Origin of the sequence: Pseudobacteriovorax antillogorgiicola (assembly GCF_900177345.1) — a bacterium.
Classification (GTDB): domain Bacteria; phylum Bdellovibrionota_B; class Oligoflexia; order Oligoflexales; family Oligoflexaceae; genus Pseudobacteriovorax; species Pseudobacteriovorax antillogorgiicola.
The window spans coordinates 81,729-103,959 of sequence record NZ_FWZT01000007.1; the positions used below are offsets into that span (position 1 = coordinate 81,729).

The 22,231-nt window shown below is 46.7% G+C and carries 14 protein-coding genes; 11 read left to right on the top strand and 3 right to left on the bottom strand.

The features are described 5' to 3' along the window. Positions 1-92: 92 nt before the first annotated feature. Positions 93-890, top strand: coding sequence for a glutamate racemase (gene murI / locus B9N89_RS10925; protein WP_159455298.1), 798 nt, complete (start codon positions 93-95; stop codon positions 888-890). On the opposite strand, the gene B9N89_RS10930 is transcribed toward murI, so the two are convergent. Both B9N89_RS10930 and B9N89_RS10935 read right to left on the bottom strand, forming a co-directional pair. Beyond that, entirely contained in the window at positions 868-2,442 is a 1,575-nt protein-coding gene (locus B9N89_RS10930; RefSeq protein WP_132318508.1) for a type 1 periplasmic-binding domain-containing protein, read from the bottom strand. The genes murI and B9N89_RS10930 overlap by 23 nt on opposite strands. 6 nt (positions 2,443-2,448) lie before the next feature. Continuing rightward, positions 2,449-4,542, bottom strand: a complete 2,094-nt coding sequence (locus tag B9N89_RS10935; protein ID WP_132318506.1) for a transglycosylase domain-containing protein — start codon at positions 4,540-4,542, stop codon at positions 2,449-2,451. Positions 4,543-4,770: 228 nt separating this feature from the next. On the opposite strand from B9N89_RS10935, the gene B9N89_RS10940 reads away from it, so the two are divergent. After that, a complete protein-coding gene (locus B9N89_RS10940) occupies positions 4,771-5,826 on the top strand; it encodes a GGDEF domain-containing response regulator (protein WP_132318504.1) in 1,056 nt (351 codons plus the stop codon). On the opposite strand, the gene pyk is transcribed toward B9N89_RS10940, so the two are convergent. Next, positions 5,716-7,188 carry a pyruvate kinase gene (pyk, locus tag B9N89_RS10945; RefSeq protein WP_159455299.1) on the bottom strand — a complete coding sequence of 491 codons (1,473 nt, stop codon included), beginning with the start codon at positions 7,186-7,188 and terminating at the stop codon, positions 5,716-5,718. The two genes, B9N89_RS10940 and pyk, sit on opposite strands and share 111 nt — an antisense overlap. 211 nt (positions 7,189-7,399) lie before the next feature. Between pyk and B9N89_RS10950 the strand changes: the two genes are divergently transcribed. The 9 genes from B9N89_RS10950 (at position 7,400) to B9N89_RS10990 (ending at position 22,172) form a co-directional block, all read left to right on the top strand. Next, positions 7,400-12,817: a serine/threonine-protein kinase gene (locus B9N89_RS10950; protein ID WP_132318500.1), complete on the top strand. Its 5,418-nt coding sequence runs from the start codon at positions 7,400-7,402 to the stop codon at positions 12,815-12,817. Positions 12,818-13,023: 206 nt separating this feature from the next. Continuing rightward, entirely contained in the window at positions 13,024-13,218 is a 195-nt protein-coding gene (locus tag B9N89_RS10955; RefSeq protein WP_132318498.1) for a twin-arginine translocase TatA/TatE family subunit, read from the top strand. Between the two features lie 255 nt (positions 13,219-13,473). Continuing rightward, the gene (locus B9N89_RS10960) at positions 13,474-14,406 is read left to right on the top strand and encodes an ArsA family ATPase (protein WP_159455300.1); all 933 of its coding nucleotides are present in this window, start codon (positions 13,474-13,476) and stop codon (positions 14,404-14,406) included. Further along, positions 14,403-15,524 carry an ArsA family ATPase gene (locus tag B9N89_RS10965; protein WP_132318494.1) on the top strand — a complete coding sequence of 374 codons (1,122 nt, stop codon included), beginning with the start codon at positions 14,403-14,405 and terminating at the stop codon, positions 15,522-15,524. The genes B9N89_RS10960 and B9N89_RS10965 overlap by 4 nt, the downstream gene beginning before the upstream one ends. A gap of 113 nt (positions 15,525-15,637) precedes the next feature. Then, positions 15,638-16,444, top strand: coding sequence for an MlaE family ABC transporter permease (locus B9N89_RS10970; RefSeq protein WP_159455301.1), 807 nt, complete (start codon positions 15,638-15,640; stop codon positions 16,442-16,444). Positions 16,445-16,447: 3 nt separating this feature from the next. After that, entirely contained in the window at positions 16,448-17,197 is a 750-nt protein-coding gene (locus B9N89_RS10975; protein WP_132318490.1) for an ABC transporter ATP-binding protein, read from the top strand. A 124-nt stretch (positions 17,198-17,321) separates the two neighbouring features. Next, on the top strand, positions 17,322-18,761 hold the full coding sequence (locus B9N89_RS10980) for an MlaD family protein (protein ID WP_132318487.1): 1,440 nt from the start codon (positions 17,322-17,324) through the stop codon (positions 18,759-18,761). A gap of 94 nt (positions 18,762-18,855) precedes the next feature. Continuing rightward, entirely contained in the window at positions 18,856-19,656 is an 801-nt protein-coding gene (locus tag B9N89_RS10985) for a hypothetical protein (protein WP_132318485.1), read from the top strand. A 422-nt stretch (positions 19,657-20,078) separates the two neighbouring features. Continuing rightward, entirely contained in the window at positions 20,079-22,172 is a 2,094-nt protein-coding gene (locus B9N89_RS10990; protein ID WP_132318483.1) for a carboxy terminal-processing peptidase, read from the top strand. Positions 22,173-22,231 lie beyond the last annotated feature (59 nt).

Genomic DNA, 22,231 nt, shown 5'->3' on the forward strand with positions numbered 1-22,231 from the left:
CCACTCCTTAGAAACCTCGTTCTAACACAGCAGCTCACTGTTGATATATCCTAAAAAAAGTGGAAAGTAAGAGCAGGCATAAGGGAGGAAGTGTGTCTGATCAAAAACGGCAGGTATTGGTGATTGACTCTGGAGTTGGTGGACTGACCGTAGCCAAAGAAATTATGGCTCTAATACCCAATGCAAGCATCGCTTATTTTGCTGACCATGGGTACTTTCCTTACGGCGATAAAGATGAGGCTTGGCTTGTGAATCGGCTTGTTGATCTGCTACGGAAGGGGATCACACGATTTAATCCTGATGTCCTTGTTATTGCCTGCAACACCGCTTCAACGACGGTCTTACCTCATTTAAGGCAACGATTTTCGCGGCCTATTGTAGGGGTTGTACCCGCGATCAAGCCTGCTAGCCAGCACTCACAGAAAAAGCAGATTGGCTTACTGGCGACGACTGGCACTGTGAGTCGTTCTTACACGGATCGTCTGATTGCTGACTTTGCCTCAGACTGTCAGGTGATTGCGGTCGGCTCTCAGGAATTGGTGCATATGGCTGAATCTAAGATTCAAGGGCAAGCGGTAGATCACGAAAAGCTGCGAGAGATCTGCCGGGACTTTTTGAATGATCATGGAGAGCCTCGGGTTGATGTGGTGGTTCTGGGCTGCACCCATTTCCCAGTGCTTCGAATTGATTTCGAGCAGGCTGTGTCTGATGAAATTCGTTGGATTGATTCAGGTGAGGCTATTGCACAAAGAGTTAAGTCACTGATGCCTAACGAGCTGGCAGCCGCTTCAGGCTCTCATATATTCCTCACTAGCGACGATCGCTATCTCTCATCTGGATTAACATCATATCTACGAAACATGGGCTTCAGCGATATGGGGTTGGGCTGAGTAAAGCGTGCTCAGCGGCTCTCTGAAACATGGGGTACAGACCACTTTCTGATAAAGAAAATAGGAATGTAGGCCAATTGCTTACTTGCTTTTGATCAAATACTCTTTGGGATTGAAAGAACGGATCTTTTTTCCTAGTGCGAAGCTCCCCTAGGATTTTTCTTATGTCGCGGCGATCTTCTGGTAGTGCCGTTCTCACTCGTTCGGCGATGTCAATACTGTGCCGACCGATAAGCCAGAGATCGAGTGCCATGGTTTGCTCTGGGGTGGTGAAATAGGGTGATTCCTGGGTGGTGACTTTCAAGCGGTAGGGAAGGCGAAGATAGCTACCAATGTAGTCCACAAAAATTGAACCTGCAAGAAAGGGCTCGGGCGGATTGAATAACTCAGGCGCTCGCCACTGTTGAGTTCCCAGCAAGGGTATCTTGGGTACTTTGAGGTACTTTAGGATGTTGATAAAATGACGAACCGTTTTAAAGTTGTCGACTATGATAATCGTGTCCACAGTCTGCTCTGGGGGCAACATGATGCCTTCGGGGTTGAAAGGAATCCCTGCCTCCTCGGCTTCTAACTTTTTCTTCTCTATAAGTTCTGCAAGTTCTTCATGTCTCTCCGGATCATCTATTTTGAAGAGTTCACGAATTCCTAGGGCAAGGGAACTATAGTCCTTAGGGTTGTAATGAGCTATCTTGACGATATTTTTCTTATCACGATTGAGGCGATCCTGAAGGTGAAACACAAATTCCTTCTGACGATGCTCCGGGTGAAAGATAGCCACCTTCTGAAAGGCTCGATTATGGATATATGTGGCTAAGGATATGGCCATCTGCTGTTGGTCAGGCGAAATATAGAAGGCAAAGGGGCTCAGTTTCTGTCGAAAAGCGGGGCTATGCAAAATCAAAGTTGGTATCTGGAGCTTTTCACTCCAAAGATTGAGCATCTTTGCCTCGTACTTTGTGACTCCTCCAATGAGAATGGATACCCGATCAACAAAAACGAGTTTGGCCAGCTGCTGGTGAAAAGCCTTGGCATGGCTTCGAGAGTCGCCCAGCACACCATACCTCTCAAATAATTTAACGTCCTTATAATAGGTTTTGATGGCCTCCGCAAAATGAACCCCAAGGTCGCGGTCTTTGCCTTGAAGTGGGGCAAGGACTCCTATTTTCCCAGTATGATGACTCAGGGTGCCGTGGACGGCTCGTTGTACCGAGCGTTTGCGGCAGTCTGAAGCCTGACGATCTTTGAGTTTTAGAAAAGCTGTTTTTGCCTTTGGTTGCCAACCCTTTGGCAAAAATTTGTAGAGTTTTTGATAGTAGCTGATAGATTCACTAAATTGATGCTGGCATCGACGTAGTTTGTTCTGACTAATCTGGCCTTTGGTGCCGGGCATGGCTAGATCGACCACAGGGTCATCCACAAAGCTGCTGTTGCTGCCAAGGGAGCTAGCTTGCCAGCCTAAAGATGTAGCTAATATGTAGACTTTCCACAGCCGAGCATCTAAGCAGAGCCTGAAAATTAGTTGAAGAAAGGAAAAGTGGCCAAAGAGCTTCATGGAATTCTACCTATCAAATAAGCTTCGATACGAGCCCGAGCGGCTGATAACTTTAAGGTTCGAGTTTTGAGCTTCAGGTTCCTGCCCCTCAAGAAAGTGCATCGTGATCCCCGACTCATCGCGGTAACCGAACTTCGGGTGAACCTTGGCCTCGATAACTCCTTCGGGCACGATAAACGATGGCAACTGTTCCTCATCTCGATCCACCATCACCTTTTGTATGAATGAACTCCAGATTGGCAACGCTAAAGTCGTTGCAGAAATCGTATGTTCGAAGCCTTGGTGTTTTTCGACACCAGCCCAAACGATTGCCACCAGCTCTGGAGTAAAGCCACAGAACCAATTGTCCTTGGATTGGTCTGATGTGCCTGTCTTCCCAACTGCATAGGCAGCATGACGCCTAAAGTTATAGGCCGTTCCGTATTTAAAGACAGATCGGAGGCCTTCTACCATGAGGTAAGAAACGGGTACACTCAAGGCACGGTCAAGGCGCGTTGCCGGTGGTGGGGACTCATAGAGAACCTTACCATTGCGATCTGTAATTTTAGTGATGGCAATGGTCTCGACCCTTTGCCCTTGATTGGCAATGGTGCCGTAGACTTGAGACATGTCTAACATGGTGACTTCGGAGCCACCGAGAATAGTGCCGATCTCTTTCTTAAGAGGGGTCTTAATACCCATCCGTTTGCCATGATCTAATATCTTATCGAGACCGATCTTTTGAGCAATCTCTACTGTAGGGGTGTTGATTGATTTATAGAAGGCGCGAAGTAGGGTCGTTTCGGTTAAAAAGCTTTGGGTTGAGTAGTTTTTGGGGCGATAGTCTTTGACAGCAATCGGCGATACATAGAGCATGTCCGACCACTTAAACCCCTCTTCGAGAGCCAAAGAATAGACTACCGGCTTAATACTTGATCCTGGTGAGCGCTTCGCGTGGACGGTTCGATTAAATTGTGTCTTTCTATAATCGCGACCCCCAACCATAGCCAATATATGGCCAGTCTTGGGATCGGTAACTAGTAATGCTGCTTCGATGGAAGGTGGTTTTTGATCAAGATCACCAAGCAAATACGCGCGGGACTCTTCTAAGAATCGCTTACTGCCCGTGATTGTATCCCGAGCCTTTTTTTGGAGGTCTCGATCCAGTGTGGTGTGAATTCGAAGGCCTTTGTTTTTTACGTTCTGACCCAATAGCCTCGCCGTTTCCTCACGAACATAGTCGATGAAGTAGGGGGCTACCTGAGTATTGATAGGGTTGTATGAAGTGTAGCTGAGCTTGCGTTTTAAAAGCTCCTTCGCTTGAGGAACGGTGAGGTAGCCCGAGCGAGCCATGGCTATGATGACTTTTCGCTGTCTCGCCTTGGCTTTCTTAGGGCTTCGATGTGGGTTGTAGGCGCTGGGTGATTGGAAAAGACCTGCGATCAATGCTAGCTCATGAGCTTCAAGTTCTTGCAAAGGCCGACCAAAGTATCGCTTGGCAGCGGCACCCACACCATATGAACCATGACCTAGGAAGAGTGCGTTGAGATAGATTTCTAGAATTCTGTCCTTGCTAAGCTTTTGCTCCAGGAGCATAGAAAGGGCAATTTCCTTGATCTTTCGGGCAAACGTCTTTTCTCGGGTTAGCAAGAAGTTGCGAACCAGTTGTTGCGTGATTGTTGATGCCCCTTGGCTGATCGATTTGGTGCGAATGATGCTGACCATAGCCCGAAACATAGCTTTGACATCGATTCCCTGGTGCTTATAAAAATTTCGATCCTCGATAGCTAAGACGGCTTCTATGAGCGGTTCTGGAATATCCTCTAGCTTGGTATAAACATAGTAGGCACTAAAAAATTCACCTATCTTTCGATCATCTTTATCGAAGACAACAGAGTTGTCCATGGGCTTATATTCAGTGATCGCGGTAAGGTCTTTTTCGCTAAGATCGAATACACCTAGATTCGAGAGCCAGATTCCAATGCCTGCACACGCTACACTCAAAAAGCCAAAGGTTAGGAGAACGCTAATTTTGAACGCAAACCATCCCGGGCGCCAACTATGGTTGCGAACCATGCGCTCAATCTTGGTATCCGATAGATCCTGTAGTTTCTTACTCATGAGTCACAATTTGAAAGTTAGTATTTCGAACTCTCTGTGATAAATTCGACATTTCCACGTGAATTCAGTAGTTTCTTTGAATTTATCAATCATTCCAGTCTGTAAAAAAAGCCTGTAGTTTTGCAATTAAGTTTTAACTTTGTCTACCGATGGCCCCTTTGAAGTGTATGCTTCAGAAAGGGATGTCTGCCTCGGGGTACGGACTTGCTAAAGCTAGATAAAAAATCGATGCGAATGCTCATCGTCGAGAAGGCGGAAGAGGTCTTTAGCCTAAAGAACTACTTTACCTCTCCATCCCATCATACACCAGATTCCACCCTGGGTATAACTTACGAGTTTAGGTCTGCTGCAAATTTGGAAGAAGCTCTGAACATTTATAACGGTTTCTATCCAGATATAATCCTCGTCAAGCTCGGTTCAAAACTAGATGAATTAATATCCTTTTGCACAGAAATTCGAGAGCTTGATGGAACGAGGCACACAGGTATTGTGCTGCTACAAGGTGCAAGCACAGTTGATCCAAATTTGGCGGTTCGGTGTTTAGAGTCTGGAGCTGATGAATACATCGATCGGAAGGCAAGCCCGCGAGAGGTATGCGCTAGAGTTCATGCAGTATTTCGGTTTAAGATTGCTAATGATGAGCTGCGCTCTGCCAATCATAGACTTCTTATCCAATCTCTGACCGACGAACTAACAGGCCTTCACAATATGAGGTCTTTCGGTAAAGAATACGACAAGATTTTCGAGCGAGCTTTGTCGCAAGGCTCAGGTTTTAGCATCATGATGCTCGATTTAGATAAGTTCAAGATGGTAAACGATACCAATAACCACCTTGTGGGAAGCTACGTAATCGGAGAAGTTGGGAAAATGATTGCAGAGAGTTGCAGTCATTATCCAGGAGTGATTCCCGCTCGATATGGTGGCGATGAATACATTATTGTGATGCCTTCCGACAATCCCCAAGCGACCATGGAACTGGCAGAAAACATCCGGGAGAAAGTAGAAGAGGCGCCCTTTGTCTATGATGGCTGTGTCGTTAACATGACGGCGAGTATCGGTTTCGCCTGGATCCCTTCAGGCTACAAGGGGGACACTGAGACCCCGATCAAGGCTGCGGATATGATGCTCTATCGAAGCAAGGAGCAAGGGCGCAACCAGGTTCGGGGTATGATGCTACGGAATGCGGTTGATTTTGATCATATTGGTCGGCTTCATCTTGTTAATGGGGATACCAGCCGTGATCACAACCACGTCGCCAGACTCAGCAACATTAAGTTCTTTTAATACCCGAGGCAGCTCTTGCAGAAGAGAGTCGGTGTTGTAGAACGACGGATTGGGAATCCCTTGAATCCCCCAAACCATCTCTAAACGCTGTGAAACGTCCTTTCGAGGGCTGATTGCAATGATCGGTGTTTTCGGTCGCCACTTGGAAATAGAGCGTGCGATAGAGCCTGTAAGTGTCAGACATACGATGGCTTTGGCATTTAGAGCATCAGCAGCTTCGCAAGCTGAAAGAGCGATGGATTCATTAACTTCCCAATCCTTGCGTGATGGTCTTTCTTGAAGGCTAAATCGTGATGGCCTCTTGAAAGTCCAAGCCTCGACCTCTTTAATGATGTCAGACATCCGCTTTACTGCCTGAACAGGGTAACGGCCACTGGCGACTTCTCCAGATAACATAAGGCAGTCAGCACCGTCGAGAACACCGTTGGCCACATCAGCAACTTCTGCAAGGCTGGCGCGGGGGTTTTTGATCATGGACTCTAACATTTGAGTGGCTATGATTACCGGCTTGCCGTGCTTTGTAGCAGCTCGAATGATGGTCCTTTGCAGGTTCGGAACACGCTCGACATTGGCTTCTACACCAAGATCGCCGCGAGCCACCATCAGCCCATCAGCTTCCTGGGCTATTTCATCGATGGTATCGATCGCTGGCAGCTTTTCGATTTTCGCAACTACGGGAACATCCGAACCGAGGGCTCGGATCATGGACTTGATCTGGCGGATGTCAGCCGGGTCTTGAACGAAGGAGAGAGCTACATAGTCAACATTATTTGCAATGCCAAACAAGAGGTCTTTGCTGTCCTTATCTGTCATAGCCGGAAGCGAGAGTTTGGAATCAGGAAAGTTAACCCCTTTTCGGTTCTTGAGCGTACCGCCTTCTTGGACTGTGACATGCACTGTATCATGTTTAACATCAGTCACTTCTAAGATCAGAAGACCATCATCCATCATGACCCGTTGACCTTTAGAGACGTCATGAGTCAAGCCCCGGTAGTCAATGGGTATCACCTTCGCTTCTTTTTGTTCGACACCATAGCGCAGGGAGTAAGTCTCTCCTTTGACAATCTGCATCTGATCGCCCATGAGCTTGCCAACACGGATCTTGGGGCCTTGAAGGTCTTGGAGAATCGCAACTGGCTTGCCTGTTTCTTGGGCGATCTGGCGGATAGAATGGATATTCTTCAAATGTGTAGCGTGATCACCGTGGGAAAAATTTAGCCGGGCAATATTGAGCCCAGCTTCTACCAGCTTCTTTTGAGTTTCATAGTCAGATGATGAGGGACCTAGGGTGCCAATGATCTTGGTATGGCGAACGAGGTTGGGTTCGTAGGTGCCTTCGGAAGTACTGGTAGTATTTGACATATGATATCCTTGCATACAATTCTCATTCCAGAGCAGACGCTCCGCATCTGTTTTATCAGCAACACCATTTAAGTAAAGAGATATTAGCTCGGTGAAGCTCAAGTTGCTACCAATCCCACCGATCAATACATCAGGACGATAAAATTACACACAATCGAATTTTGGTCGCATGGTAAAATATGCAGATTAGTCGCGTATTTCAGGGGTCTTAGTGGCAAGGAATAGCAAGCTTATTGGAGCTATCATAGCCGACCGCTACTGTATCACCAATGAAATTGGTGCCGGTGGTATGGGGCGGGTGTACTCTGCTATTCCCTTTGATGATCCTTCGCAAAATGTGGCAATCAAAGTTATCGTTCGGGATCGCAAGCTAAACTACGAAGACTTACTCCGATTTCAAAAGGAAGCCGCTTTGATGAGCCGGCTCCACCATCCCAATATTATTTCCTTCCATGAGTTGGGTCTTATCGAACCCGGCGCGTCCAAAGCCCTATCTGGGGGCTACTACATCGTTATGGAAATCGCTCAAGGGCAGGACCTAAAGAAAACTTTGCAACAAGGAAGGCAGGACCTAGAGTTCTTTTTCCAAGTGGGTTTGCAGGTTAGCTCTGCACTGGAGTACACCCATAGCAAAAACATCATTCACCGGGATATAAAGCCCCAGAATATCATCGTCGGAGGCTCGTTAAAGGAAGACGATCAAAACAGTGATCTGATGGTCAAAGTACTGGATTTTGGTGTTGCAAAGCTCGCTGAAATCAACCAGTTTGAAGGGGCCCGCGATATTGCAGGCACCCCAATGTACATGGCTCCTGAGACTTCAGAATATCTGGATGCCCCTGTGGACCACCGTTCTGATCTGTACGCCTTGGGCTGTGTCGTGTATGAGATCCTTGCTGGTCGACCGCCGTTTGCTGCGGGTTCGAAGGATAAACTGGCCCGCGAACATGCATATACGAAGCCAGAGCCAATCTCGACGCTCCGTCCTGAGGTTCCTGACTACATCAACGATATCGTCCTCAAGCTTCTTGCCAAACATCCCAACGACCGCTACCAAACGGCCTTCGGTCTCCACGTTGACTTACAGAAAGCCCGGCGCTGTTTCCACCAAGGCCTTGCATTCTTCGATGTTTCCACCGCCCTAGCGCGATATGATGGTCTAAGAATCATGACTGGTAGCCTTGATTTGATTGGTCGAGAGAAAGAGTTCCAACTGCTAGTGGATAACTATACCGCGATTTCTAAAGGCCGTGGGCGCAGCCGCTTGTCGGTTGTCCATGGCGAAGCCGGTAGTGGTAAGAGTCGCCTGCTCAATGAGATGCGCTCTTACCTCGCAAAACATAAGATTCGCTATGTGTCTACATCGTTCTCTCGCCATGAAAATAACCTACCATTCAATGCCCTTGCCAATGGTTTGAACGAATATTTGATTAAGGTTTTGAAGAGTCAGCAGCTGGAAGCCGAAGAGATCAGAAGCAAGGTTAAGGCGTTGTTGGGCAATACCGCGGATTTGGTTGCTAAGGTTGTACCTGGATTGAAGCCCTATATCTACGACCACATTGAGGACGTGGAGTTGGGCGCCCACGATGAGCTAGATCGAGACTTCGACTTCCCTGCTTTTGCCAAAGCGTTTTCAGATTTCACTCGCTGTCTCACTTCTGACAATCAACCCATCGTATTTATATTCGATGATATGCATTGGGCAGATCAAAAAAGCATTGAGCTTGTGGATCGTTTCTTTAGTCACAATAACTCACAACGATTTTATTTAATTGTCAGCTATAGTGAAGGCGCTTCCCACGACCAGGAGCATTTTCACCGCTTTGTTCAAAAGTTTGAAAAGCTACGCCGTCGCTACAGCGAGGTGCATGTGGGAGCTTTGGAGCCTGAAGCCGTAGGGGAGCTGACACGAATCATGCTCAACACTGAGCAGCAATTGGAGTCCGACCTTGTCGGGTATCTGACGGGAAAAACCAAAGGTAATCCACTCTATCTCGTTGAGCTGGTTCGCTCATTGGTAGCGAAAGATTTTATTAGTCTTGACGAAACCTCAGGGGTATGGAGCTATGACACCAAGGCTATCAAAAATACCAAGGTTCTTCTCGATTCTATCGATCTGACTTTGAATCGTGTCCTAGAGTACGACTCCGTTGATCAGTCGGTTCTAGAAGTCGCGTCGGTCGTGGGAACATCATTCCACTTTGAAATGCTTATGACGGATGCCTCCCTGCAAGCCATTACGGTGATGAGAGCTTTGCAGAGAGCGATGTCCGACTACCTTATTGTTCGAAGCAATGATATTGACGATCTGAAACACCTTGGCAAATCATTTGCTTTCTCCCACCATCGCATCCGCGAGTCCATTAAAGACGCGATTCCACTAGAGCGTCGGCAGGAGCTACATAAGCAGATCGCCCTGAAACTGCAAAGCTTGCTACCTGAACCCTTAACGCAAACGGTGTTTACCCTTGCTCACCACTTTAATCAGGCTCTAGGTGAAAATCCGGGAGCGAAAGCGGAAGCTCAGCAAGATATTGTCATGCTGGCTTTCAAGTACAATGTGATGGCCGGCGAGAAGGCTTATGAGATCCGCGCCTTAGTTTCAGCTGAGCGTTATTTCCGAAATGCCTACAAGTTGTTCCATCTTCTGGACAGCAATAAGACAGCCAATATGAAAAAACATGTACTCAATAAGTTGGGTGACGTCCTTGGGACTGAGAAGCAGTACTCCCAAGCGATAAAATTCTATGGCGAACTACTCCACTTCAATCCAACACGGAGCGAATTCTCCGCTGTAACCTATAAGATGATCTATTTCGGGATGCTGAATGGGGTCGTTTCAGAGTCTCTAACGCAACTCGACTTCGTTTTAAAGCGACTCAAAATGCCCCTCGCAAGGCCTCACTGGAGCCAGATCATACGCCTCTATTTGCAAGCACTTATAGTTGCAGTTTTCGGAGAAAAAAGCTCGATTCTTCGAAAGTTGAATATCTTAGCGAAGTCGCTAAACAAGCGCCGCGACCTCGCCAAAGAAGGGTTTCATCCTGTAAAGCTTTATCATCTTGGTCAGGCGATCGCCCTAACCCAAAATCGAAAGTTGGCCTTGGCCTATCACTGGCGGGCCCTTCGACTATGTCTTCGCGGCAAGGCGAGTCCGGACGCAGTCCTGCGGACATTCGGCGATTTAGGTATTATTCTAGGCTACTTTGGCTTCAAGAAAGCTGCCTACTATGTGGTGGATGAAGCGATCGCCCTTTCAAAGAAGGAAGGTCTGGAGAGAACGTATGGTTATCTCCTCTCTATGAGAACTTTGACACTCGACCATTTTCAAGGCAAGTTTGAAGACTACGAAGCTAATATCACCGAAGCTATGCGCCATGTCAGCTACGAGAACAGTCAGCAACTGATAGTACAAGGCATTCTTTTTAGAATGTACCAGCACATGACCAAGGGCCGCCATGAAGAGGTTGCCCATCTGGTGAAGCAGCTGCCCCTCCACCTTAGGACGAGGCACTGGTTGAGCCCCCGAGGGGTGTGTATCTATTTATTCAGTTTGCTTTTGAAGGATGCCCGGGAACAGATTGTCTTGCATAAAGGTTACCTAAAACGCCGGGAAGAGGTCGGTGCGCGCCGTCAGGGCTTATTCCTATTTATGGCGGAAACGATCATTTTCTTCTCAATGGGTGAGATCGAAAAAGCTTACACCTCATATCTGAAGTCGCTCAAGACCTATACCAGTTTCACTCATGGGTTTATGTTTCCTTATGAAGAAGACTTTACCATGATTTTCTTATTGTTTTTTCCGAGCATTTTCACCCATGAGTATCAAAACTTTGATTGGGATATGAGGGAGCTGAAGGACGAATTTCGCTACATTGATCGACGGGCATCGCAGCGGGAGTTCCAAAGCCGACCAGCACCCTGCTTGGTGCAAGCGCGGCTAGAAGAGCTGCTCGTGGGCAAGGCAACAAAAGTAAAATACGATCGCGCCCTTAAAGCATCGCGGGTATCTCAGGATGTGCTCGTTGAGCTCATCACTCAGTACTGGTTCGGGCGGCACTTGCTTAAAGACCAGCAGATGAGCCGAAAAGAGTATATCTATAAGATGCATATGAATGCTCGAAACTTAGGTCTATCCATGCTTGAGAATATGGCAGCATCGGTTCTAGAAGAGTATAAATTCCCTGTGCCAGGGTCTGAAAGAGTTTCCAATAGTGAAGATGACCGTGTTCAAAATCAGCTGTCGCGGCTTGGCAAGGAAGCCATCGCGTTGACCCATGGTGCTCTATCCAAAGATTTGCCGTCGGTGGATGCCCTTAATAAGTCTCTACGAGCCTTACGCAGGAATTATTCATTTAAGTTTGTTCATTTGATCTTAGAACCTCACTTGCAGCAGGAGAATCCCTCACCGTTCTCAAGCGATAAGCGTAGCACTCGCGTCAATCGGCTGATTACTGATTATGCGGGCTCCTACATGGCGGTAAGGTCGACGCTTTTTATTCCTGAAGGCGATGCTCCTTGGAATCGAGATGATCATGAGTTGTCTGCAAGTACCGTGTTTCAGGGACGGGATGGGGGATCGTCGATCAGCCTTGGCAATGTAGAAGCTCCGTCGGAAGATATGGAAGATACGATGGTCTTGGAAGGTACCGTTGATATTGCGGGCGGCAGCAACCAAGAAGACAAGGCTAAGAGTCGCGATGGCAAGTCTCCTAGCTTGAACACTCTGGTACCTGTTAAATATGCCAATCAAAACTTGGGTATCGTCTTGCTCGAAAAAACGGAATTGGATCGAGGGGACTCGACCCAGAGCCGTCAAGATCTTGACTATTTTGGGGCCTACCTTGGGCTTTGGCTACGCTACGATACCATCATGGGAAAATCAGAGTTTAACCCTAACTACTATTACCGATCTGGCCATAGCTACATAGAAAATTGTCCATGGCTCGACATGTGGCCAGAGGGCAGCTTAAGGGGCAGCCGGGAGTCGACCTGGTACTTGGGTTTAGCCTTGTCGACAAAGGAGTATCTCCTCGTCTACTGCCGTTTGAATGGCATCGAAGAGATCCGAGAAGATATCAGCCAGAGGGTTTGGTATCACTTGCTGGCGATGCGGAGCTTATTTGTTGCTAAAGACAAAAAGGTCGTTTCGTGGGAAGACCTCCATGAAGAGATAGCCAAAGTACTCTATTCAACCGATCGGGTGCGGCGGCTGGAAGCCATTTCCATTGCCTTCAGTATTATGAACCGCGACACCCACGACATTATTAGCGGTCATTTTGGGCCGTCGAGGCCTCTAGTGTTAGGGCGTGTCAATGAAGTCGTGCCTCAGGACCGCGTGGTCCTCAATATGATGAATGGTAGGAGTCTTCGATTTTGGAGGGTCGAAACTACCCTTGAAATGGGAGCCATCTACATTTTGACTCATGATTCGAGCAAGCTTGACGAAATCCAGATGCAGGCTTTGGAAAAGGTAAACTTTTTTGGCAGTTCTTTAGAAAAAAAGAGACAAACCTTTTTACTATATTTAAAACAGGTACTTGTCGCAGGGCACGTTCCGCGATACTTTGTTGCTGCCACAAGGCACAGTGGACAAACAAATTTAGAGCAATTAGACAAGGCTGAGTAGGGGTCTATACCCGCTGGCCGAATGAAACTAAAATGTACTAAGAGGCTGTCTGAAAAGCCTACTATCAAGGCTTAATGAAGATGAAAAAACCTAAGATCATTTATCAAACTTAGGCTTTTTATCGAGACATATCGCAGGGGTTGGACTTTTCAGACAGCCTCTGAAGCATTGAACATAGTTTTGTTTCTTGATTAAGGAGTATTTAAATGGGTTTACCTGGCGCGACAGAAATGCTGATTATTGCAGGTGTGATTGTACTTCTGTTCGGAGCTTCCAAGTTGCCCAAACTTGGTGGTGCTGTAGGCGAAAGTATTAAGAACTTCAAAAAGGGAATCAAAGAAGATACTCCGAAGCTATCTGAGGACAATAAAGAAGACAAAGACGACGAGGCTAAAAGCTAATTTCACTCCCTAACGTCGTCGTCTCGGCTCGTCGTCCCGGAAGCCTGTTCAGCTGAATCAAGCTCCGTGACGCCCCTTTCCAGCCAATGAGTCGTGGTTGTAGTGACATTCGTCCTCTATCGCCTTAAATTATTGCGAGAAATGCCTGGGTTAACATCCTAGAGAGCTTGACAAAGTAGGCCAGCTCGTGAGTAGCATTGGGTGTAGTTTTGTTTTGGGAGCGGTTTAGCCGCGACTCTGATTGCGGAGGTTGAGTTGACCCTGCTGAATAGTCTGCTTGAAAAGAAGTTAGTTCTTGTTACCGGTAAGGGAGGAATAGGCAAATCGCTCACGGCTGCGTCTATCGCTCAGTACGCCGCGTCTCAAGGCAAAAAAGTTTGTCTGGTCGAGTCCAATGCCCAAGAGCAGCTTGCGCCTTTATTTGGTCAAGAGCGAGTCGGGCATAAACTGCAAGAGCTTAGTCCGAACTTGTTTGCCATAAATCTGAATCCACAAGACAATTTCCGTGACTTTGTAGTTCTGCACCTTGGCTTTGCTAAGCTTTTTGAAAAAGTTTTTACCAAGCCCCTTGTGAAGAGCTTCATTAACATGCTGCCTGGCATCTCGGAGCTGACGCTTCTGGGGCGACTCTACTACTTTAGTCAACTGGATGACAAACATAACTTTGACATGGTTGTCCTTGATGGCTTTGCATCGGGGCACTTCATGAGTTTACTCAAGACTCCAGATGCAGTTTTAGATTCAGGAATGGTAGGGCCGGTGATCAAAGAAACGAAAATGGTCAAAGACTTCATTTTCGATGAACGTTACGTTTCAGTTGTATTAGTGACGATGCCCGAAAATTTGATCGTTAGCGAAGCGATAGACTTTTCAGAGCGCTTTAAGACTGAGATTCCTGTGCCCCACAGCCATGTGATCGTCAATCGTTGCTTGCTGCTTGATGAGTCGGAAGAGCAAGCGCTAAAATCTGCTAGCTCTATGGAGCTTGCTGTTCGGTATATGAAAGCCCGCTTAGAATCTGAATCTTCGAGCCTGCAACGTCTGAAGCAGGGGTTGCATAATATCTACCAGGGGCTGCAAAAAGAGCCACAGCTTCTTTTGCTTCCTGATTTGGGCGCTGTTGATGAGCCACTCTCTGGGCAATTTGCAAGGTCTTGGTTCGATCAAGCTGAAGGGGTTTCGTTTTGAATATAAGTGACATTTCAGGGCCAGTGCTGGATCTGGTAAAAAATAATCGAGTCATTGTCACCTTGGGGTCTGGAGGCGTCGGCAAGACGACAACCTCGGTTGCCCTGGCCGTTTTAGGAGCGATGCTTGGTAAGAAGGTCGGGCTTTTGAGTATCGATCCTGCTAAACGCCTTGCCGATGCTATGGGAATTAAACTTGGCAGTAGCTTAAGCAAGGTGGAGTTTGCTGCTGATAGCGGGGTCACGGGCAGCGTCTATGGCGCTATGCTGGATCAAAAGGCTGTCTTCGATGAGATGGTTGAAAAGTGGGCACCATCACAAAAAGTTAAAGATAAGATCTACGCAAACAGTATCTATAAAGAAGTATCTGCAAACTTGGGCGGACCCTTGGAGTATATGGCTCTTGCCAAGTTACAAAGTATGTCTGAGGATAAGAGCTTTGATTTGATTGTGCTGGATACTCCACCGGACACCCATGCGTTGGATTTTTTACAGCGGCCGGATGCCCTTTCAGGCTTTACCGATGGGGGTGTCATGACTTGGCTCATCAAGCCTTTCTACATGGCACAAAAATTGGGGGCGGGCAAGCTCTTGAAAGCGAGTGGTCGCTTGATGTCTGGAATTTCGAATGTCACTGGGGTGAAGATGCTGCAGTTGCTATCGGAATTTCTAGTTCTTATGGAAGATGTCATCAAAGGCTTTGCCGTTGCAGGCAATCAAGTTTCCGAGCTATTGAAAAGCAGCGATACAAGTTTTATCTTAGTTGCTGCACCAAACAACGCTGCTGTGCGCTCTGCAGAATGTCTGCTCGATGAGCTAGGTCGCAACCAATTTCCGTTGGGTGGCTTATTCGTCAATCGCTGCTTAGCAAGTGATCTGGAACAAAGCCTGGCTCACTTTGAACACGATCCAAAGGCTGGAAATACCCCTGGGGTAAACTTACTGCTAAAGAAAAGGGATCACGGCAAGGATCTGCTTGCGAAGCTAAAGAGCCATATGGAACGAACCTTCGGTGATCGGACCCCCATGATTAAAGTTGAAGAGCATAAACAGTTTATTCACTCTCTTGAATCTCTCTTAAGTTTTTCTCATGCTGTCGCGGGTGCTGCAAAGATCTAGAATCCACGGGAAGCGCTTGTCTGAAAAGCCTGAGCGTTCCTAAAGACCTAGGCAGTCCCCGTGATGCGGTGTATGATGGCGAATGAATTTGGCCTGGCGTGAAAGGAGCTTTCTTGAGTCAGACACAAGCAGAGCAAAATATTGTCGAACAGGGTATCTCATCATTTGGCCAAAAAATTCTCTCAGGCCTTGCATCTATTGGCGAAGTTACTATTTTTATTAAAGAATCTGTGGTGCAAGTGGTTCGCCCGCCGTTTCGATTTCGCCTTGTGCTCCAACAGATGGAGTTCATAGGTAATCAATCTCTCACAATTGTTCTGATATGCGGGTTTTTCATCGGCGCTGCGGTGAGTCTTCAGGTGGGAACGATCTTTGTCATTTTTGGTGCAGAAGGCATGTTAGGTGCAGCCAACGGCAAAGCTCTGTCGCGGGAGTTAAGCCCCTTGATCACTGGCTTCTTGCTAGCGGGTCGTGCGGGGGCGTCCATGACAGCAGAAATCGCATCAATGAAGGTCAATGAGCAGATCGACGCCATGGAGTCGATGGCTGTGGACCCAATCAATTATCTTGTGGCACCTCGGCTGATAGCGAGTGTCATCATGTTGCCCCTGCTGGTTTCCATCTTCAACCTCGTAGGGCAGATGGCATCAGTGGTGATTGGGATTTTTGTTTTCAATATCGATCAAGGGGCCTTTTTCGAAAAGATGGTGAATATCGTCAGCCCTAGTGATATTTGGAGTGGGCTTCAAAAGGCTATTATTTTCGGTGGCATTATCGCATTGTTCGCTTGCCGCTTTGGTTTAACGGCTAAGGGTGGAGCTAAAGGTGTGGGGCAGGCAACAACGAATTCAGTTGTTACAATCTTACTTGTCCTTCTGCTTGTAGACTTCATCACAACCTATATACAGATAGTGCTTTAGAGTATGATTAGGTTTGAACACGTAACAAAGCAATTTGGTTCCTTTAAAGTTCTTGATGATCTTGATGTCGAGATTCCTAAAGGCAAGATCACTGTCATCATTGGCAAGTCCGGTGAAGGAAAGTCGGTGACGATCAAGCACATCATGGGTCTTCTAAAGCCCACCAAAGGCCGGGTTTTTGTGGATGGCGAGGATATTACTGACTTTGAGATCGAGGACCTGAAGAGGATTCGTCGCAAGATTGGAATGTTATTTCAGCACGCAGCGTTGTTCGATAGTCTTTCTGTCTTTGAAAACGTGGCATTTCCAGTTTTAGAGCATGAAAACGTTCCATTTGATGAACTCAAAGATCGGGTCGGAGAGGTCTTGGACATGGTCGGCCTCCCTGGAATCGAAAAAAAATTTCCTGGTGAACTGTCTACCGGAGAAAAAAAGAGGGTTGGCCTCGCCAGGGCATTAATTCACAAGCCTAAAATCATTCTTTATGACGAGCCGACGACGGGAATGGACCCCTTGGTTTCAGAGATGATTGACGAGCTGATTGTCGCTGTGAATCAAAATAACCCAGAACTGACATCGGTGGTGATTTCTCACGACTTGAAAGCTGCCTTGGATATTTCAGAAAATGTTGTCATGCTTTATAAAGGTAAGGTTCAGTTGGCTGCTAGCCCCGAAGAATTTCGCAATACAAGTGATCCTGTGATCCGTCAGTTCTTTTCGGGCAAGGTCGATGGTCCCATGGAGTTTATGTGACAATAGGCCATTATTTATCAAAATCTAAAACCCAAACTTCCTTCCAAACCATTATCAACGTTAAGCTTTTTGAGCGTTGGGTCGATGAAAGAGTCACGGAAGGGACAAAGGAGCCGCCACTGTAATGGGTGATCGTTCGTTAGAATATAAAGTTGGATTTTTCTCACTGCTCGGTATTGCTGCGACGGTACTTGCGGTATTTGTCTTGCGGCCAGATATGTTCAGCCGGCAAGACATGAACACGTACTATACCATACTTAAGGATGCTACCGGCATTCTGGAAAAAACCCATGTAAAAACAAACGGAGTGACCATCGGTAAAGTTGCTTATATTCGCTTGGATGAGAACGCGACCCGGGTGGGAATGGAAATCAATGAAGACGTCTTTATTCCTGAAGGCTCGAAAGTCATAGTTCGGACGGTTGGTTTTTTGGGTGACAAATTCATCGAAATTAAGAGACCGAGCAATGTCACCAACCCTGTTCCTGACCAAAGCTTTATCCCTCAGGCTACCGATGCATCGGACCTGGGTGAGGTGATCGCCTTGATTGGCTCCATTGCCAAGGATATTAAGAAGGTCACCTCAAATCTGGCAGCAGTCCTAGGAGATCGAGAAGGGGAAGAAAGCATTGCTCGAATTGTTGAAAACATTGAGCGATTTACCGAAGATGCCCGCGGAATATTAGAAGATAATCGAGATGATGTCCGAGACTTAGTGGCCAACATTCGGGAGTTTTCGGAGTCTGCAAACGATGTTCTGGATCAAAAAAACAGAGATCGGATCGAGCGTATTCTGGCTAACTTTGATGACTCGATGGTTGAGGTGCGGGGTGCTACCAAGAACATCAACCTCATCGCTCAAAAGGTGGAGAAGGGTGAAGGCACCCTGGGGCGATTGATCAACGATGACGATACTTTGACCGAGGTTGAGGGGGCGATCAAGGATATCCGCAAGGTTCTTGCACCTGTAACGAAGCTCGAAGTTGCCGTTGATACCAATACCTATATTCGTCGTGATAACACGGCGCAGACATACTTCAACTTGAAGTTTAGAACCCGGCCTGATGCATACTACCTTATTGGTTTTACAGACTTTTCTGAAAGAACACGGGACACTACCGTAGAAACTCTCGATGGCGACTCAACGGACGGGGTTGTTCGTAGCAAGGAGACTATTGTCGAAGACAGTGAGCTTCGTTTTAATCTACAAATCGCCAAGCGGTGGGGCAATTTAGGAGCTCGCCTTGGTCTTTTTGATTCAACTGGAGGTGTGGCAGGGGATCTGTACTTCTTCCGCGATCGCCTGCGGGTTTCCTTGGAAGTATATGATTTCGCAGATAAAGATAGTGAAGTTAGGGAGCTTGCCCATGTCAAAGCCTACGCTAACATCCTATTTTTCGACCATATTTATGCCATGATGGGTATCGACGATCCCACTCGCATAGATCCTGAAACAGGGAGCGTCAACAAGGAGCTAAACTACTTCTTTGGTGCTGGCTTGACCTTCAATGACCAGGATTTGAAGTCACTGTTCGGAATGGCTGCCATTGCAACAGGGGGCTAAGCAGGGGTAATTACGAGGCTTAAAAAGATTATTTGACATAGTTGTAAAAATATGTCAAATAGGCATAAGGAAAACTGATTTGCTGGAGATCCTTATGTTGTCGCAGAATCTAAACAAAACCCTTCTTTTTTTATCCCTAACCCAGGCAAGTTTGAGTTTAGCTACCGAAGCTCCCCGCGCTGATGGTCAGGCGATAAATATTGCCGAAACTGATATCTGGGTTACCGCGCCCGTGGGCTGGGAGGTATTAGAAAATAAGTTTGGTAAGGCCCTTGTGATTCAAGAGCCTAAACCTGAAAAACCTGTCTATGATAAATTTACCTATCAAAGAAACATAACTGTGGCGGTGTCTCATCAAGGAACACCTATCGATGATACGACGGTCGAGGAGCTTCGCACTAAGATCTTAGAAAGCTTCGGTCGTTACGGCAAAGATTTTACTTTAGCTGAAAATCATGAAGCCTTCGATTTCAAAGGGCAAGGTGATGGAATTCTGATCTACAGCTTTCTTAAGATCAATAAAGTTCAGCTCACACAGGCCCACGTTTTTGTATCGGGGGCAGATAAATCTCTCTTGATGACCTATACCGATTTAAGTGATCGCTTTCACGCTGACCAGGAAACATTTGCGAAGGTTTGGGCGACTCTTACAACCGCTCATATCGAAGGAGAAGCACCACAACGCTTTGAGGAGTTCTTAATCCCAGGTGTTGCAGTGTCATCCGGTTTGTTCCTTCTAATCTTGATCTCTGTTATTCGTAGTATAAGAGGGCGTTTGGCCTATCGTGACGACGAGGACTATCTTTCTGATGAAGGAGAGTATGCAGAATATCAGGATGATACTGACGATGATGAACCCTCTGAAACCTCAGGCTTAGCTCTCACTTCCTGGTAATTCATCGAATTTCTACCCTGGTTCGCAGCCAGGGTGTCACGCCTCTTCAAATCCTCTATCCTCCTCGTCTGTAAGCCTCTAGGATATCTATTCGTTCGTTTTTTTATTGTCTTTCTCATGATAGTCTAAGGCAAGCCTTAGTAATTCTAATATGGGGAAATAGACGCGAGCCTATTAGCCTGTGTCAAAAGTCTAGGATCAAGGCTTGACGAAGATAAAAATCCGGAGTTTAGTCAGCTAAATGAAGGCTTTTTGTCGAGACATAACATAGTGGTTGGACTTTGCAGACTGGTTCTAAACTTTATCTTCCAAGTGTCGACAAAGATAAGAGCCCTCGCTACACAGCGTCAAAGAAGTAACACTGTGAGATCTTCATAAAATGACTGATAATAGAGTAAGTGCCTTAGACATCGGAGGAACATATGACTAAACTTAAGGCTGTCCATTGGCGTACCCTTCTGCTTGCAGGGCTCTTCAGTTTTTCCCTGTTTCAGCCTGGGAAGGCCTTATCCTTATCCTGCTCTGAAGTCAGGCAGCTGACCCTTCTTTACTTCAAGATGCACTTCTCATACAGTAACTTCGACGACGAGATTAGCTCAAGGACTCTTGAGAATTTCGTAAAAGCTTGGGATCCTTGGAAACTGTATTTCTACAAAAGCGACGTCGAGGAAATTCGCAGTAAGTATTCTAAGAAGCTGGATGATATGATCTATGGCGATCTCGACTGCAGCGCTGTAGATTTCATTATGAATCGCTACTCAAAGCGACTCAAAGAACGCCACAAGCACGTGAGCGCCCTTCTTAAGAAAAAGTACGACTTTACAGTTGATGAGTACATGATGGTCGATCGCGATAAGCTAGATTTTGGCAGCTCGACTGAAGAAGTCAACGAACGCTGGCGCAAGCGCGTGAAGTTCCAGCTCCTAAACTTAAAAACCAGCGTCGGCGACGTTGAGAAGGCCAAGGAAAAGTTAGAGAAACGCTATGAGTTGGCTCTTAAACGCCATAATGAGCTAACAAAAGATCGAGTGCTTGGAATCTTTCTCAATTCTTTTTCTGCTTCTCTCGACCCTCACTCCAGTTATATGCCTGCCGAAGAACTTGAGGATTTTAGAATTCGGACCCGTCTTTCTCTTGAGGGTATCGGTGCGAGTCTTCGATCTGAAGATGGCTTTACCATAGTTGTGAGCCTAGTCAAAGGTGGTGCTGCCAAGAAAGGTGGCCTGCTGCGGGTGAACGATAAAATTATCGCGGTTGCCCAAGGGGACGGTGAGCCGGTCGACGTGATCGATATGGATCTTCAAGAAGTGGTTAAAAAAATTCGCGGCGCCCGAGGCACTATTGTGAAGCTGACGGTGATTCGGGAAACGTCGAAGAAGTCACAAAAGCTAGTGATTCCCATTGTCCGAGAGCGGATTCAATTGGTGGAGCAACAGGCCTCTTCAGAGGTGATCGAAGTTGTTTCATCTAATGCGAACGGTCGAGCTGGCAAGAAGCTGAAGATCGGCGTGTTGACCCTCCCATCATTTTACATCGATTTTGAAGGGCGCCAAAAAAGGTTGAGTAACTACCGTTCGTCAGCGAACGATGCGAAGCGAGAAATCCGAAAACTCCAAGAGCAAAAGATCGATGCACTTGTGGTCGACCTTCGAAATAATGGGGGAGGATCATTGGAAGAATCGATCAACATGGCTGGGATTTTCTTCGATGAAGGCCCTGTTGTGCAAATCAAGACAGGTGACGGCGAAGTTGAAACCTACTACGATCGTGATGGTCGGACCTATTACGACGGCCCACTTCTAGTCATGATCAATCGCCACTCCGCAAGCGCTTCAGAGATTTTCGCGGGAGCGATTCAAGATTATGATCGTGGCTTGATCGTCGGCGATCACCACACATTTGGAAAAGGTACCGTTCAGAACTTGAACGACTTAGCTCCTAAGCTCGGTGCTATCAAGGTGACCGTTAATCAGTTTTATCGAGCATCTGGTGCCAGTACTCAGCTTGAAGGCGTTGTGGCTGATATCAACTTGCCCAGTCTTGTCGATGAGCTTGAAATTGGTGAAAAGTTCTACGACTACGCCTTGCCCTACGAGAAAATTAAAACTGCAAAGTATAAAGAGTTTAAGCTTGTGGATCGCTACCTACCAGAGATCAAGAAGCGTAGTGAGATGAGGGTTGAAAAAGATCCAAAGTTTAAGGAAGTGCGAGATGAGATTGAAAAATTCACCAAGAATAAAGAAGAACGCTCCCGTGTAAGCTTAAAAGAGAAGAAGGATGATGAGGAGAAAGAGGACGAAAAATTAGCGGAAGAGGAAAATACTGATGAAGAGTACTCTTTGCAAGATGATATCTACATGCAAGAAACTTTAAAGATAGCTTCAGACTATATCAGTCTTCTCAAAGGCAAAAAGCCAGTGGGAAGTCCTTCAATTCCGGTTCTTGTGGAAAAGGCGAAGCCTGCCAAGGCATCGAAAGCTGTGTCTGAAAACTCTAAGAAAGAAGAGAAGAAGTAAGAAGTATTTTTGGGGACCGTGTTAAGCCAAGCTTTCCTACATTCAGCTTAGCTTGGAAT